The sequence below is a fragment of the Pectobacterium hainanensis genome (assembly GCF_046237015.1).
Classification (GTDB): domain Bacteria; phylum Pseudomonadota; class Gammaproteobacteria; order Enterobacterales; family Enterobacteriaceae; genus JBJYIN01.
The window spans coordinates 88,563-104,120 of sequence record NZ_JBJYIN010000003.1 but is presented as its reverse complement, the minus strand read 5'-3'; the positions used below and the strand labels follow the sequence as shown (position 1 = coordinate 104,120).

General features: G+C 49.1%; 15 protein-coding genes. 13 read left to right on the top strand and 2 right to left on the bottom strand.

All coding sequences use genetic code 11. The annotated features are described in order from the left end of the window. Nucleotides 1-20: 20 nt before the first annotated feature. Nucleotides 21-3,335 carry a ribonuclease E gene (gene rne, locus ACKPVM_RS04055; RefSeq protein WP_409307127.1) on the bottom strand — a complete coding sequence of 1,105 codons (3,315 nt, stop codon included), beginning with the start codon at nt 3,333-3,335 and terminating at the stop codon, nt 21-23. A 580-nt stretch (nt 3,336-3,915) separates the two neighbouring features. Here rne and rluC point away from each other — a divergent pair. After that, complete coding sequence (rluC, locus tag ACKPVM_RS04050) at nt 3,916-4,875, top strand: 23S rRNA pseudouridine(955/2504/2580) synthase RluC (protein WP_409307125.1); 960 nt, start codon at nt 3,916-3,918, stop codon at nt 4,873-4,875. 50 nt (nt 4,876-4,925) lie between these two features. Here rluC and ACKPVM_RS04045 read toward each other — a convergent pair whose 3' ends face one another. Next, entirely contained in the window at nt 4,926-5,513 is a 588-nt protein-coding gene (locus ACKPVM_RS04045) for a Maf family protein (RefSeq protein ID WP_409307123.1), read from the bottom strand. 140 nt (nt 5,514-5,653) lie between these two features. Here ACKPVM_RS04045 and yceD point away from each other — a divergent pair, with 140 nt between their 5' ends. From yceD to holB, 12 genes are all read left to right on the top strand, one after another. Continuing rightward, a complete protein-coding gene (yceD, locus tag ACKPVM_RS04040) occupies nt 5,654-6,175 on the top strand; it encodes a 23S rRNA accumulation protein YceD (RefSeq protein ID WP_409307121.1) in 522 nt (173 codons plus the stop codon). Nucleotides 6,176-6,191: 16 nt separating this feature from the next. After that, nucleotides 6,192-6,362: a 50S ribosomal protein L32 gene (gene rpmF / locus ACKPVM_RS04035; protein ID WP_011093369.1), complete on the top strand. Its 171-nt coding sequence runs from the start codon at nt 6,192-6,194 to the stop codon at nt 6,360-6,362. Between the two features lie 29 nt (nt 6,363-6,391). Then, a complete protein-coding gene (gene plsX, locus ACKPVM_RS04030; RefSeq protein WP_409307119.1) occupies nt 6,392-7,438 on the top strand; it encodes a phosphate acyltransferase PlsX in 1,047 nt (348 codons plus the stop codon). Nucleotides 7,439-7,444: 6 nt separating this feature from the next. Next, a complete protein-coding gene (locus ACKPVM_RS04025; protein ID WP_409307117.1) occupies nt 7,445-8,398 on the top strand; it encodes a beta-ketoacyl-ACP synthase III in 954 nt (317 codons plus the stop codon). Between the two features lie 16 nt (nt 8,399-8,414). Then, nucleotides 8,415-9,344, top strand: coding sequence for an ACP S-malonyltransferase (gene fabD / locus ACKPVM_RS04020; RefSeq protein WP_409307115.1), 930 nt, complete (start codon nt 8,415-8,417; stop codon nt 9,342-9,344). Between the two features lie 14 nt (nt 9,345-9,358). After that, entirely contained in the window at nt 9,359-10,093 is a 735-nt protein-coding gene (gene fabG, locus ACKPVM_RS04015) for a 3-oxoacyl-ACP reductase FabG (RefSeq protein ID WP_409307113.1), read from the top strand. A gap of 154 nt (nt 10,094-10,247) precedes the next feature. Further along, on the top strand, nt 10,248-10,484 hold the full coding sequence (acpP, locus tag ACKPVM_RS04010; protein WP_005970506.1) for an acyl carrier protein: 237 nt from the start codon (nt 10,248-10,250) through the stop codon (nt 10,482-10,484). 81 nt (nt 10,485-10,565) lie between these two features. Next, nucleotides 10,566-11,807 carry a beta-ketoacyl-ACP synthase II gene (gene fabF, locus ACKPVM_RS04005; protein WP_409307111.1) on the top strand — a complete coding sequence of 414 codons (1,242 nt, stop codon included), beginning with the start codon at nt 10,566-10,568 and terminating at the stop codon, nt 11,805-11,807. Nucleotides 11,808-12,039: 232 nt separating this feature from the next. Beyond that, on the top strand, nt 12,040-12,837 hold the full coding sequence (pabC, locus tag ACKPVM_RS04000; RefSeq protein WP_409307109.1) for an aminodeoxychorismate lyase: 798 nt from the start codon (nt 12,040-12,042) through the stop codon (nt 12,835-12,837). Between the two features lie 14 nt (nt 12,838-12,851). Further along, on the top strand, nt 12,852-13,871 hold the full coding sequence (gene mltG, locus ACKPVM_RS03995) for an endolytic transglycosylase MltG (RefSeq protein ID WP_409307107.1): 1,020 nt from the start codon (nt 12,852-12,854) through the stop codon (nt 13,869-13,871). Then, nucleotides 13,861-14,541: a dTMP kinase gene (gene tmk, locus ACKPVM_RS03990; RefSeq protein WP_409307105.1), complete on the top strand. Its 681-nt coding sequence runs from the start codon at nt 13,861-13,863 to the stop codon at nt 14,539-14,541. The genes mltG and tmk overlap by 11 nt, the downstream gene beginning before the upstream one ends. Beyond that, nucleotides 14,541-15,554 (top strand): DNA polymerase III subunit delta', encoded by a 1,014-nt coding sequence (gene holB / locus ACKPVM_RS03985; protein ID WP_409307103.1) that lies wholly within the window; start codon nt 14,541-14,543, stop codon nt 15,552-15,554. The genes tmk and holB overlap by 1 nt, the downstream gene beginning before the upstream one ends. Nucleotides 15,555-15,558 lie beyond the last annotated feature (4 nt).

Sequence of the window (15,558 nt, the reverse complement as noted above, 5' to 3'; positions counted from 1 at the left end):
AACGATACGATAAACGAGGTTTACTCGCTGATGGCTATCGGTTTAGCCGCTGGCGCAGTGGCTTGATTAACAGCAGCATGACCACCTGCGGAGCCTTTCCCGGCAAAATGATATTCTGGGCGAACCCAATCACTCTGACGAGGGTGCTCTGGCTGATAATCAGGTGCTGGTGCTTTAGTCATTGGCGCAGTTGCTAAATGTTTGTAACGCGACGTTGTGGTGATAGCTGGTGTCAACTCTGTCACTGGCTGAACCGGGGCAACGATGGGGTTAACATCTTGTACCGCTACCGTGTTATTCACCTCTTCTGCAACAGACTCGGGCTGGTTGGTAGAAACTTGCGCCCGTTGTTCTGTCTCGACCACTGCCGTTTCCGCAGCGATGGCCGTAGAGGTAGCATCGGTTTCACGGGAAATCTCTGTTGCCGTTTCTGGGGCAGTCTCGACTACCTCGGATACGGGGGCAGCAATGTTCGCCGCTATTTCTTCCGATACAAATGGCTCGATGGTTTCAGCCGTTGTTGTGTTGTCTTGCTGAACATCCGACTCTTGATTAAAGACCTCTGCGTGTGCCTGAGGTGCGGGTTCGGACGTTTGATCAGCCGCGACTGCCTGCTCTGGTTCGGTCATTTCCGACGTTGTTGTTTCTGATGTGTCCACAACGACGGGGACAGCCGATTCAGGTTGTGCGGCGGGTTGTTCAGCTAAGGGGACAACATTTTCCGCAATTACTGGAAGTAACGGCGTTGCTGCGATGGCTGCATTATCTTCCGATAACGCTTTATCAAACGACTCCGTCTGCTGGTGTTGTGCTACCGGATAGTTGATCCACACCTTACCAGACGCCATCTCCGGTGATGCCGCCGCACTTTCTAACGGCATCGGTGAATGTGAAGGATAACGTTCGTCACGATAGCGACGGCGACGCTGTCCGCTAACGCGCAAATGGCGAGGCGAGCGGCGTGAGCGGCGTGGCATGCCACCATTTTCAGCATTCGCGCGATTTGCCTCAGTTGGTTGCTCGCCATCAGTCTCAGGGCTATCAACCACATTGACAGGTTCAACGATCGGCGTTGCAACAGTCGGTGTTGTAACAACAGGGATGGCCTCGACCTCAGCCACTGCTGTTGCATTGACAGTAGATTCCAATTCCTGCCCAGATTGTACACGGACTTTTTGTGTCAATTGGCGACGTTGGCGACGAGGCATAACCGGCGCGGTTTTTTCCTGTTCGCTGCTGTTGTCTTCAATCTCATCAATGAGCGTATTCTGTGCTTTAGTTTCTTGCTGTGACTGACGTTTATCGTCTTGGCGACGACGTTGGCGCTCCGCTCGCGGTTCGCGACGAGGTTGCTCATCAACTGAACCTTTTTCCACATCATCTGTTACGCGAGTATCAACTGCCGCCTCTGGATTTTGGCGCTTATTACGACGTTGCTCTTCACGCACATCCCGGTTGTCACGTGGACCTCGATCGCGACGGTTATTACTCTGACGACGAGAGTTACGACGATCCTGACGTTGTCCTTCGTTATTCTCAGTTGCCGTATCTAATTTTTTCTCGGCTGTCTCAACGCCGGTTTTAGATTCGGTATCAGATGCAAACAGTTTTTTCAGCGCACCAATTAAACGACAGACAAGCCCTGGTTGCTGCTCCCCTGAAACGGTATTTTTCGCAGGCACTGCTTTTGCTTCAGAAGACGTACGTTCTTCAGTCACCGTAGGCATATCCGGCATGGTGAACGTCGCCAGTGCGGGCAATTCAGGTTGCTTACGCTCGACCGTTTGTTCTTCCTGTAGCTGTTGCGTTTCTGTTTCTAACTGTTGTGGCAATAAGTAACTAAGCGTTGGTTTCTCTTCACCTTTCCGAACGCGTACCACAGAGTAATGCGGTGTCTGCATTCCATCATGAGGAACGATAACGGCGCGGACACCCCCCTGACGCTGCTCAATAGCATTAACGGCATCACGTTTTTCGTTCAGCAAATAAGACGCGATAGGAACAGGGACAATGGCATGGACTTCTTTGGTGTTCTCTTTCAGCGCCTCTTCTTCAATCAAACGCAGAATGGACAGAGAGAGCGATTCATTATCACGAACAGTACCGGTTCCGCCGCAACGTGGGCATACATGATGACTGGACTCGCCTAATGAAGGGCTAAGACGCTGACGCGACATTTCCAATAAGCCAAAACGTGAGATTCGACCAATCTGGATGCGAGCACGATCCTGACGTACCGAGTCTCGCAGTCTATTTTCGACTTCACGTTGATGACGAACAGGCGTCATATCAATAAAGTCGATAACGATCAGACCGCCTAAATCGCGTAAACGTAACTGGCGGGCAATTTCATCAGCCGCTTCCAGATTAGTATTGAAAGCCGTTTCTTCAATATCGCCGCCACGGGTTGCGCGGGCGGAGTTAATATCGATCGCGGTTAGCGCCTCAGTGGTATCAATGACGATGGAACCACCCGATGGCAGACGAACTTCGCGTTGAAATGCCGATTCAATCTGAGATTCGATTTGATAATGGCTGAATAGAGGGATCTCTCCACTGTACAGCTTGATTTTGCTACTGAAATCAGGTCGTCCAAGCGCAGAGATGTGCTCTTTAGCCAGGTCGAGAATTTTAGGGTTGTCGATCAGTATTTCGCCGATATCAGGACGCAGATAGTCACGGAAAGCCCGCACGATCACGTTACTTTCCTGATGGATCAGAAACGGCGCAGAACGGCCTTCGGCTGCCTTCTTGATCGCTTCCCAATGTTTTAAACGGAATGCTAAATCCCATTGCAGTGCTTCGGCTGACTTACCAACACCTGCGGTTCGTACAATCAACCCCATGCCATCGGGCAATTGCAACGAACCTAACGCTTCTTTTAGCTCCGTTCGGTCATCACCTTCAATACGACGGGAAATCCCACCGGCACGAGGGTTGTTTGGCATTAATACCAGATAGCTACCGGCCAGACTGATAAACGTTGTCAGCGCTGCGCCTTTGTTACCACGCTCTTCTTTATCCACCTGAACAATGACTTCCTGGCCTTCACGCAACACATCTTTAATGTTTGGGCGACCATGAGAGGCATAGTTGCTGGGAAAATATTCACGCGCGATTTCTTTGAGAGGGAGAAAACCATGTCTTTCCGCGCCATAATCGACAAAAGCGGCTTCAAGACTGGGTTCAATACGAGTGATTTTACCTTTGTAGATATTTGCTTTCTTCTGCTCATGACCGGGACTTTCGATATCCAGATCATACAGCCGTTGACCATCAACCAAGGCAACACGCAACTCTTCTTGCTGAGTCGCGTTAATCAACATTCTCTTCATCTTTAACTTACTCGTTATTTTTACTTGCATTATTGATAGAGCTGCGGACAAAAAGAACCGCATGACCGGCGTGAACCGATGGCCTCGTGGCTTATCGCAGGGACGTCAACCTCCCGGTTGTCGCCTGCATAGAGGCGCATATTTCGGTAGCCTGTATTTCCTTTTGGAAAACAGTGCGTTTACTGAGGGAACAGCTTCTGAAGAATGTCGCCAGATCTGATTCCATTTACCGGCCAAGCTGCAATCCGCAGCCCGCTAACTGCTTGATTACACATTACGTCTTACGCCATTGCTGCGTGTGTGTGTCATCAGGCAAACTTAATAATTCCGCAATTTCCCTTGTTTTAATGGAAACCAGCACGGAAAACACGAAGCATTATTCCATTGCTGATACCGTTATAGCAAGGTGACTTTGCCTGCCAATATCAAGATAGTTGTGCTGTTATCACTCAAACTGGTAGTCGTTGACACTAAATCAACCAAACCTGTTGGTGTAACAATATCTTCATAAGTCAGACACACAGTTAAGCACAGAAAAAGGAGTGGCGCTATCCGGCTGCTCTATTTAGAATCGCGCATCATGAAAATAGACAATCCTTCAGTACAATTTGTGACGATCTCCGCCGATGAGGCTGGACAGCGCATTGATAACTTTTTGCATACCCGCTTGAAAGGTGTGCCTAAAAGTATGGTTTATCGCATCTTGAGAAAAGGTGAGGTAAGGGTAAATAAGAAGCGGATAAAACCCGAATATAAATTGTTGGCGGGTGATGAGATACGTATCCCGCCCGTCAGACAGGCCGAGCGTGATGAAACACCCGTTTCGGCTAGTTTGGGCAAGGTCGCCGCGCTGGCGGATTGTATTCTCTATGAAGACGACTACCTGTTGGTATTAAACAAGCCGTCCGGTACGGCGGTACACGGTGGTAGTGGGTTGAGTTTCGGTGTGATCGAAGGATTACGCGCACTACGTCCTGAAGCACGATTTTTGGAACTGGTCCATCGATTGGATCGGGATACATCAGGTGTTCTGTTAGTTGCCAAGAAACGATCGGCGTTGCGCTCATTACACGAGCAATTACGCTTAAAAGGGATGCAAAAGGATTATCTGGCTCTGGTTCGCGGCCAATGGCAGTCTCATTGCAAAGTGGTACAGGCACCTTTGTTGAAAAATATCCTTCAGAGCGGCGAGCGTATTGTTCGAGTGAACAGTGAAGGTAAACCCTCAGAAACCCGGTTTAAAGTTGAAGAGCGTTTTGATGATGTGGCAACGCTGGTGCGTGCTAGCCCGGTAACAGGGCGAACCCATCAGATCCGTGTTCACACGCAGTATGCTGGGCATCCGATCGCTTTTGACGATCGCTATGGGGAACGGGCGTTCGATCAGCAATTAGCAGGAACAGGTCTAAAACGTCTCTTTTTGCATGCGCAAGCGTTACGTTTTGAGCACCCCAATACGGGAGAGACGCTCCGGATTGAAGCGCCGTTAGACGAACAGTTGCGTCGGTGTTTGTTGGCGTTGCGTAAAGCCAAAGCCTAGTTTTTCTCTGGGTGATGAAGACGGAATAGCCAGATGAGGGTATTCCGTCGTTAGTTTTCTGTCAGCGGATTTATTCCTTCAGCTTTCAACATTGCGAGCAGGGCAATGAGCGGTAAGCCGATTAACGCATTGGGATCTCGACCATCTAGTCGGTCAAAGAGTGCAATTCCTAATCCTTCGCTTTTGAAACTACCAGCACAGTTCCAGGGCTGTTCTTTATCCAGATAGCCGCTAATTTCCGTTTCTGTCAGTACCCGAAAATGCACGTCAAAGGGCTCCACGCTGCTCTGCATTTTTTGTGCTGCGCTATTAAAAAGTGCCAAACCAGTGAAAAAAGAGACGCACTTGCCGCTGGCCTGCTGTAATTGACGTGTCGCGTTAGCTTTATTGTGCGGTTTCCCTGTGATGGTATTTTCCAATACACAAACCTGATCGGAACCAATAATCAGGTGATTGGGATAATGTATGGCTAGCGCTTGTGCTTTACTTTCTGCTAGCCGTGTCACCAGTGTAAAGGCATCCTCTCCAGGATGAGGGCTTTCATCAATGTCTGGTGCCGCACAAACAAAAGGAATCGCGAGCTTCTCCAGTAACGCGCGGCGGTAGGGTGATGTTGAAGCGAGAACGATTGGATACATAATTTTTTTATAAACCGTAGCGTAATGACTAAAGGCATTTTAAACTATGCGCCGCTCTGGAAGCGAATATTGGTGAAAGGTCGTGCTTCACAGCCTTTTTCTTTGACTCTATGTCGTTACGACGTTAATATGCGCGCCCTATGCAAAAGGTAAAATTACCCTTAACCCTTGATGCGGTTCGTACTGCCCAGAAGCGTTTGGACTATGTTGGTGTCTATACGTCTGAACAGGTAATGCGTATTGCCGAGTCAGTGGTGAGTGTGGACAGTGATGTTCAGGCTTCTTTGTCTTTCAATATTGATAATCAACGTTTAGCGGTGATTGACGGTAGTGCAGATGTGACGGTGACATTAATGTGCCAACGCTGCGGAAAGCCATTTGAGCATCAGGTTCATGCGACGTTTTGTTTTAGCCCGGTCGTCAATGATGAGCAGGCTGAAGCTTTGCCGGAAGTGTATGAACCGATCGACGTTGATGAGTTTGGCGAAGTTGATCTGTTGGCAATGGTTGAAGATGAAATCATCCTTACATTGCCTATCGCCCCGGTACATGATTCTGAACACTGTGAAGTGTCCGAAGCGGACATGGTGTTTGGTAAATTGCCTGAAGAGGCAGAAAAGCCAAATCCGTTTGCCGTATTAGCCAGTTTAAAGCGTAAGTAATTAAGGAGTAAGGTCCATGGCCGTACAACAGAACAAACCTAGCCGTTCCAAACGTGGTATGCGTCGCTCTCACGATGCGTTAACCACTTCTTCTGTATCCGTAGATAAAGTTTCTGGCGAAACGCATCTGCGTCACCACATCACCGCGGATGGTTATTACCGTGGTCGCAAGGTCATTGCCAAGTAATTTTTGCGAATTATTAGCAAGGCGATACCTTGACACGCCTAACTCTGGCGTTAGATGCGATGGGCGGGGATTTCGGTCCCTGCGTAACGGTGCCTGCTGCATTGCAGGCACTGGCTTCTAATCCGGATCTCTGTCTGTTATTAGTTGGCGATCCTGTTGCGATTGAGCCATTACTTGCCAAAATCGATTCTGAACGATTATCCCGGTTAGAGATTGTTCCAGCCGAATCGGTTATTGCCAGTGATGCAAAACCGTCGCAGGCGATCCGCGCGAGTCGCGGAACATCAATGCGCATCGCACTTGAGCTGATTAAAGAAGGAAGAGCACAGGCCTGTGTAAGTGCAGGTAATACTGGTGCTTTAATGGGATTAGCAAAGCTTTTGCTCAAACCCCTTGACGGTATTGAACGTCCAGCACTGGTCTCTATTTTGCCTCATCAGCAGCAGGGTAAAACCGTGGTGTTGGATTTAGGAGCCAATGTTGACTGCGATGGTACGATGTTGGTTCAGTTTGCCGTGATGGGATCGGTGATGGCAGAAGTCGTGCTTGAGCTGGAAAATCCTCGGGTAGCGTTGCTGAATATTGGTGAAGAAGAGACAAAGGGTCTGAGCAGTATTCGCGATGCTGCCAGTCGATTAAAAAATACACCGTCGATCAATTATATTGGTTACCTCGAAGGTAATGAGTTGTTGACAGGCAAGACAGACGTCATGGTCTGTGATGGTTTTGTCGGTAATGTCACGTTGAAGACGATGGAAGGCGTAGTCAGGATGTTCCTGTCGTTGCTGAAATCTTCTTCTTCAGATCCTGATCATAAGAAAAAGCAGTCCTGGTGGTTGAAATGGCTGGGGCGTTTGTTACAAAAACGGTTATCAAAGCGTTTCGGTCATTTGAACCCTGACCAATATAATGGCGCATGTCTATTAGGATTACGGGGAACCGTAATCAAAAGCCATGGCGCTGCGAATCAGAAAGCGTTTGCCGTTGCCATTGAGCAAGCCATGCAGACGGTACGGCGGCAACTTCCCGAGCGGATCGCTGCCCGTCTAGAAGCTGTATTACCCAAGAGTGACTGAGCGTACATGTATACAAAAATAATCGGAACGGGCAGTTATTTGCCAAAGCAAGTCAGAACGAATGCTGATTTAGAGAAAATGGTGGAGACGTCTGACGAATGGATCGTTACGCGTACAGGGATACGTGAACGTCGTATTGCCGCGCCTGATGAAAATGTCGCGACCATGGGCTACCAGGCCGCGCAAAAGGCGTTGGAAATGGCCGGTATTGACAAATCGAAGGTGGGGTTGCTGCTTGTAGCTACGACATCGTCGAGCCATGCATTCCCCAGTTCGGCTTGCCAAATTCAACAGTTACTCGATATAAAAGATACGATGGCGTTTGACTTAGCCGCTGCTTGTGCCGGTTTCACTTACGCATTGAGCGTTGCCGATCAATATATTAAAAATGGCGCAGTCGACTATGCGTTAGTTATTGGTTCTGACACGTTGTCCCGCACGTTAGATCCTGAAGATCGTGGTACGCTTATTTTATTTGGTGATGGTGCGGGAGCCGTTGTATTGGCCGCATCAGAACAACCGGGCATTTTATCTACGCATTTGCATGCGGATGGACGTTACGGCGAATTGTTGACGTTACCCCATCAGGATCGCTTGCATCAGGAGACACCTGCATATCTGACGATGGCAGGTAATGAAGTCTTTAAAGTCGCGGTCACTGAATTGGCGCACATCGTTGAAGAAACGTTGCAAGCCTCACAACTGGAAAAAAATGAATTGGATTGGTTGGTTCCTCATCAGGCTAATCTTCGTATTATCAGTGCAACGGCGAAAAAGTTAGGGATGGGAATGGATAAGGTGGTGGTGACGTTAGATCGCCATGGCAATACGTCCGCTGCTTCTGTTCCCTCCGCTTTGGATGAAGCCGTGCGTGACGGGCGTATCAAGCCAGGACACCTGGTATTGCTTGAGGCTTTTGGCGGCGGTTTTACCTGGGGTTCTGCACTGGTTCGTTTTTAATTAAACAGGATTTAATATGACGCAATTTGCAATGGTTTTTCCCGGACAGGGATCGCAGACTGTCGGTATGTTGGCTGAACTGGCTACAGAATACCCGATCGTTACTGAAACTTTTGCTCAGGCTTCTGATGTTTTAGGCTATGACCTATGGCAACTGACTCAACAAGGTCCTGTTGAAGAGTTGAATAAAACCTGGCAAACCCAGCCTGCGTTATTGACCGCGTCTGTCGCAATCTGGCGTGTCTGGCAGCAACAAGGGGGCAAACAACCCTCGCTGATGTCGGGTCATAGTTTAGGCGAATATTCTGCGCTGGTTTGTGCGGGTGTATTGGATTTCCAGCAGGCGGTTCGTCTGGTTGAATTGCGTGGCAAACTTATGCAGGAAGCCGTGCCGGAAGGTACTGGAGCAATGTATGCGATCATTGGCCTTGATAATGAAGCGATAGCTAAAGCGTGTGAGATATCGGCACAAGGGCAGGTGGTTTCGCCGGTAAACTTCAATTCTCCTGGTCAAGTGGTTATTGCGGGTAACAAAGAAGCGGTAGAACGTGCGGGTGCGGCATGTAAGGCGGCGGGAGCGAAGCGCGCATTACCGTTGCCTGTCAGCGTTCCGTCGCATTGTGCATTGATGGAGCCGGCAGCAAAGAAACTGGCTGCCGCGCTTGAGTCTGTGGACATTCATACGCCGTTAATTCCTGTGGTCAATAATGTTGATGCCCGTATTGAAACGACACCAGACGCAATCCGTAGTGCGCTGGTTCGTCAGCTTTATCGTCCTGTGCGTTGGACGGAGTGTGTCGAGTTTATCGCATCACAAGGCGTTGAATCGTTATTAGAAGTGGGGCCGGGAAAAGTTCTGACTGGCTTAACGAAACGAATCGTTGATACGTTGACAGCTGCCGCAGTAAACGATCCAGCTTCTCTGTCAGCGGCACTTGAAAAATAAAAACGGAGAACACAATGAGTTTTGAGGGAAAAATTGCACTGGTTACCGGTGCAAGCCGAGGTATCGGCCGGGCGATAGCAGAGACGTTGGTTGCCCGTGGTGCAAAAGTCATTGGGACCGCAACCAGCGAAAAGGGCGCTGAAACTATCAGCGCCTGGCTGGGTGAGAATGGTAAAGGTTATGTACTGAACGTTGCGGATGTGGCGTCAGTTGATAAGGTTCTATCTGATATTCGCGCTGAATTTGGCGACGTTGACATTTTGGTTAATAATGCCGGGATTACGCGTGATAATCTGCTAATGCGGATGAAAGAAGACGAATGGCAGGATATTCTGGATACGAATTTGACATCCGTGTTCCGACTGTCTAAAGCAGTGATGCGTGCAATGATGAAGAAACGTTTTGGACGAATCATCACTATTGGCTCCGTTGTTGGTACAATGGGAAACGCAGGGCAGGCAAACTATGCAGCCGCGAAAGCTGGGCTGATTGGTTTTAGTAAGTCTCTCGCTCGTGAAGTCGCTTCCCGTGGCATTACTGTTAACGTGGTTGCACCGGGTTTTATTGAAACGGATATGACTCAGGCGTTGACAGAAGAACAGCGAGCAGGCATTTTGAGTCAGGTTCCCGCTAACCGGCTTGGTGATGCTAAAGAAATCGCCAGTGCTGTTTCATTTTTAGCCTCTGACGAGGCAGGTTACATTACCGGCGAGACATTGCATGTCAATGGCGGCATGTATATGATCTAAAAAGCACGAAAAATATTTGCGTTATTTGCGGTCATGACCGCAAAATAGCACAAAATCGTGGTTCGACCAGCCGGGATTTTGTTGCATCTTTTTCAACATTTTATACACTACGAAAACCATCGCGAAAGCGAGTTTTGATAGGAAATTTAAGAGTATGAGCACTATCGAAGAACGCGTTAAGAAAATCATCGTTGAACAGCTTGGTGTTAAGCAGGAAGAAGTCGTAAACAATGCTTCTTTCGTTGATGACCTCGGCGCTGATTCTCTTGACACTGTTGAGCTGGTAATGGCGCTGGAAGAAGAATTTGATACAGAAATTCCAGACGAAGAAGCTGAAAAAATCACGACTGTTCAGGCAGCCATTGATTTCATTCAGGCTAACCAGCAGTAAGCGAACATATCTAGGCGGTCATTCGACCGCCTAAGTTTTTTGTCCCGCAGTGTCATATTTTTCCCTCCCTGGAGGACAAGCGTGTCTAAGCGTCGAGTAGTTGTGACCGGACTGGGCATGTTATCTCCTGTCGGCAACACAGTTGAGTCTACGTGGAGTGCTCTTCTTGCCGGTCAGAGTGGTATCAGCCTGATCGACCATTTCGATACTAGTGCCTACGCAACGCGTTTTGCTGGCTTAGTAAAGGATTTTAATTGTGAGGAATTCATTTCGCGTAAAGAAGCGCGAAAAATGGATGCCTTCATTCAGTATGGAATCATGGCGGGTATTCAAGCCATTAAAGATTCCGGCATTGAAATAACGGAAGAAAATGCACCACGCTTTGGTGCTGCGATCGGTTCCGGTATCGGTGGCCTAGGTCTCATTGAAGAGAACCATAGTGCCCTGGTAAACGGCGGACCGCGCAAGATTAGTCCGTTTTTTGTGCCATCAACCATTGTCAATATGGTTGCCGGACATCTGACCATTATGTACGGATTGCGTGGCCCGAGCATCTCTATTGCGACGGCTTGCACTTCCGGTGTGCATAATATTGGTCATGCTGCCCGAATCATCGCGTATAACGACGCAGATATCATGGTGGCGGGTGGGGCAGAAAAAGCCAGTACTCCATTGGGCGTCGGTGGTTTTGGCGCAGCCCGTGCATTATCCACGCGTAATGACAACCCACAGGCGGCAAGTCGCCCATGGGATAAAGATCGCGATGGTTTTGTGCTGGGAGATGGTGCGGGTATGCTCGTGCTGGAAGAGTACGAACATGCTAAAAAACGCGGTGCCAAGATTTATGCCGAGGTTGTTGGTTTTGGCATGAGCAGTGATGCCTACCATATGACGTCACCACCGGAAAATGGAGCAGGTGCAGCATTAGCAATGGAAAACGCATTGCGGGATGCGGCGCTTTCAACATCGCAAATTGGTTACATCAACGCTCACGGAACCTCGACTTCAGCAGGTGACAAAGCCGAAACTCAGGCTGTCAAATCTGTGTTTGGCGATGATGCCTACCGAGTGTTGGTCAGTTCGACGAAATCGATGACGGGTCACCTATTGGGTGCCGCGGGTGCCGTTGAGTCTATTTTCAGTATCCTTGCATTACGCGATCAGGCTGTACCGCCAACGATCAACCTAGATAATCCAGATGATGGCTGCGACTTGGATTTCGTGCCGCACGAAGCACGTCAGGTTAATAATCTGGAATATACGCTGTGTAACTCTTTTGGCTTCGGTGGCACCAACGGTTCACTGATATTCCGCAGGGTTTAAACATCGTTGTCTTATTAAAAAACCCGGTTTCCGGGTTTTTTTTTGTGATAAACCATCGCCGCGACTCCTTTTGCTGACTCACACAAAACGTTTCTGATTTGCACTACTCATGGGAGGTTGTCCGTGGGTCATCGCAAGTAACATCGAAAAACGCTCCTCGTGCGAATGATGGCTTGCCCGATGATTGCGTTAACTGGCAAGCTGATGGCTCTTGGCTGAAAGGATGTAAGACATGCGTTGGATCAATGGTCAGCAACAGGACATTTTATCGGTTTCAGACCGGTCTATTCAGTTCGGCGATGGCTGTTTTACCACGGCCAGGGTAATCGATGGTCAAATAATATGGATTGAGCGCCATATTAGCCGTTTGCAACGAGCGGTAGAACGTTTGCTGTTACCGTCGATTGACTGGTCGTTGCTGGCAGAGGAAATGATGCTGGCCGCAGTAGGGCAGCGACTAGGCGTAGTAAAAGTGATATTAACACGAGGTCAGGGAGGCCGGGGTTACAGCAGTCAAGATTGTAACCAAGCGACGCGTATCGTTATGCAAGGCGATTACCCCGAGCACTATTGTCATTGGCGTGAACGCGGCATTAACCTGAATTTGAGTCCTATTGCGTTGGCTAAACAGCCTTTGCTGGCAGGTATCAAACATCTCAATCGTCTGGAGCAAATTTTAATCCGTACCTGTCTTAATCAGACGTCTGCTGATGAAGCCTTGGTGCTTGACACCGCTGGTGCGCTAGTGGAATGCTGTGCGGCTAATTTATTTTGGCGGAAGGGAAATCAGGTTTATACGCCAGATTTAACCTATGCTGGTGTCGACGGGGTTGCCCGGCAGCATATACTGTCGCTATTGGCTGATAGCCATTTTGATGTGAGGATTGTGACAGAACCCCTTACCGCGCTTGCGCATGCCGATGAGGTTTTGGTCTGTAATGCATTAATGCCCATAATCCCTGTAAACCAGGCTCATGTCTGGTGTTATCGCTCCAGAGATCTGTACCGATTTCTGAGCCCTAACTGTTAGTCGATGGTTAAGTGATGAAGAAAAAGAAGATTGGTGTGCTGATTGTCGTTGCTTTACTGCTCATAAGTTTGTTTTTGTGGCAGAAACTACAGCAGTTTGCCAGTTCACCGCTTGCAATTGAACAAGACATGATTTTTACGCTTCCCGCAGGTACTGGACGCGAAGGTTTGGAAGCGTTATTGCTGGATCAAGGCGTGATCGCCACGGGAACCTTTTTCCCCTGGTTGCTGCGTGTTGAACCTGATTTGGCGAGATTCAAGGCCGGGACGTACCGTTTGGCCGCTGACATGACGGTACGTGAGATGTTGGCATTGTTAGCCAGCGGAAAAGAGGCACAGTTTTCGATTCGTTTTATTGAAGGTTCTCGTCTGAGTGATTGGATCACCATATTGCGTCAATCGCCCTATATTAAGCATGTACTGGTTGATAAAAGTATTCCAGAGATTGCCACTGCGTTGGGGATAGAAGATAAACCCAACCCGGAAGGGTGGTTCTATCCGGATACATACTCATATACGGCGGATACGACGGATTTGGCGCTGCTAAAACGGGCTCACCAGCGGATGAAGAAAACGGTCGATGATGTATGGAAAGAGAGAGAAGACGGACTACCTTACAAAACGGCGGATGAATTGCTGACGATGGCATCCATTATTGAAAAAGAAACGGCTGTCAGTGAAGAGCGCCCTCAGGTTGCATCTGTTTTCGTTAATCGGCTACGTATGGGGATGCGTTTACAAACCGATCCAACGGTTATTTATGGCATGGGAGATTCGTACTCCGGTGTGATAACCCGCAAGGCGCTGGATACGCCAACGCCTTACAACACATACACGATCTCTGGCCTGCCGCCAACGCCGATCGCTATACCGGGAAAAGCCTCCATAGAGGCGGCGGCTCACCCGGCTAAGACGCCATACCTTTATTTTGTCGCCGATGGCAAGGGTGGGCATCGTTTTACGACTAACCTGGAAGATCACAATCGTGCGGTAAGGGTATATCGCTCAGCCTTAAAGGAACGGGATGAACAGTAAATTTATCGTAATTGAAGGTCTGGAAGGCGCGGGCAAAACAACGGCGCGTAATTGTGTCGTCGAAACGCTTCGGGCATACGGCATCCAGGATGTGGTTTTTACACGAGAGCCTGGTGGAACACCGTTGGCCGAGAAACTGCGTGAATTGATCAAGCAGGGCATCAGTGATGAACAGGTAACGGATAAAGCTGAAGTTTTAATGCTGTATGCAGCCAGGGTGCAACTGGTTGATAACGTCATTAAACCTGCACTTGCGAGGGGGCTATGGGTCGTCGGCGATCGTCACGATCTTTCTTCTCAGGCCTATCAAGGTGGTGGGCGGCAGATCGACCAGAAACTGTTAATGTCTTTGCGTGATACCGTATTGGGCGATTTTCGTCCCGATCTGACCCTTTATCTTGATTTACCGCCGGAAATCGGATTACAACGGGCCCGCGGGCGTGGGGAATTGGATCGCATTGAGCAAGAGTCACTGGCATTTTTTGAGCGGACTCGTGCTCGTTATCAGGCATTAGCGGCAGAAGACGCCACTATCGTCACGATCGATGCTTCTCAATCGCTGGAATGCGTCAGTGCGGCGATACAAATGGTGCTACAGGATTGGCTGCAACAGCAGGGATTGCATCAAACCGCGGCGTCATCCGTTGCTTTTTCTCAAGGTCACGACTAATGGATTGGTATCCCTGGCTTAACGCGCCTTATCGTCAATTGATCGGGCAATATCAGGCCGGAAGAGGGCATCATGCCCTTTTGTTACATGCCTTACCCGGTATGGGAGACGACTCTCTGGTTTATGCGTTAAGTCGTTGGCTGATGTGTCAGCAGCCGGAAGGGATGAAAAGCTGTGGAAAGTGTCACGACTGTCATCTGATGATGGCGAGTACCCACCCTGACTGGTACATGCTCAGTCCTGAAAAAGGGAAACAGAGTCTGGGGGTCGACGCTGTGCGTGAGGTGTTGGATAAGCTTTACCAACATTCGCGGCAAGGAGGAGCGAAGGTCGTTTGGCTACCGTCCGCTGAATGGTTAACAGAAGCGGCGGCGAACGCGTTGTTAAAGACATTGGAAGAACCACCTCAGCGAACCTATTTTCTGTTTGGCTGCCGTGAACCTTCTCGTTTGTTAGCAACGATGCGCAGTCGTTGTCTGTACCGTTATCTGGATGTGCCGGATGAAACGCAGAGTGTACAATGGCTGAATGCACGCCATCATTATGATCCTCAGGCAATACGTACGGCGTTGCGGCTTCAGGCCGGCGCGCCGCTCGCGGCTGAGACACTATTGCAGCCAGAACGCTGGAAACAGCGTAACGTCCTATGTCAGGAATGGGCTACCGCGCTAGATTCACGTGATTTGTTTTCATTGCTCCCATTATTTAATCATGATGATGTCAGTGAGCGGATTCACTGGCTGACTTCACTTCTTTTAGATGCGATAAAATGGCAGCAAGGTGTTGGTGAACATCGAGTGAATCAAGATCAACCCATGCTCGTTGAGCGTTTCGTACATGCGTTTACCCATGTGCAATTGCAATATGAGTTGCATCACTGGCTTCAGTGTCGACAAAAACTCCTGATGGTAACCGGCGTTAACCGTGAACTGTTATTGACTGAACGATTGCTTGATGCTGAACAAAGCTTGTCGGCGACGGTGCAGCGGTACTTTCATCCCTTCTCTGTTTAATCAA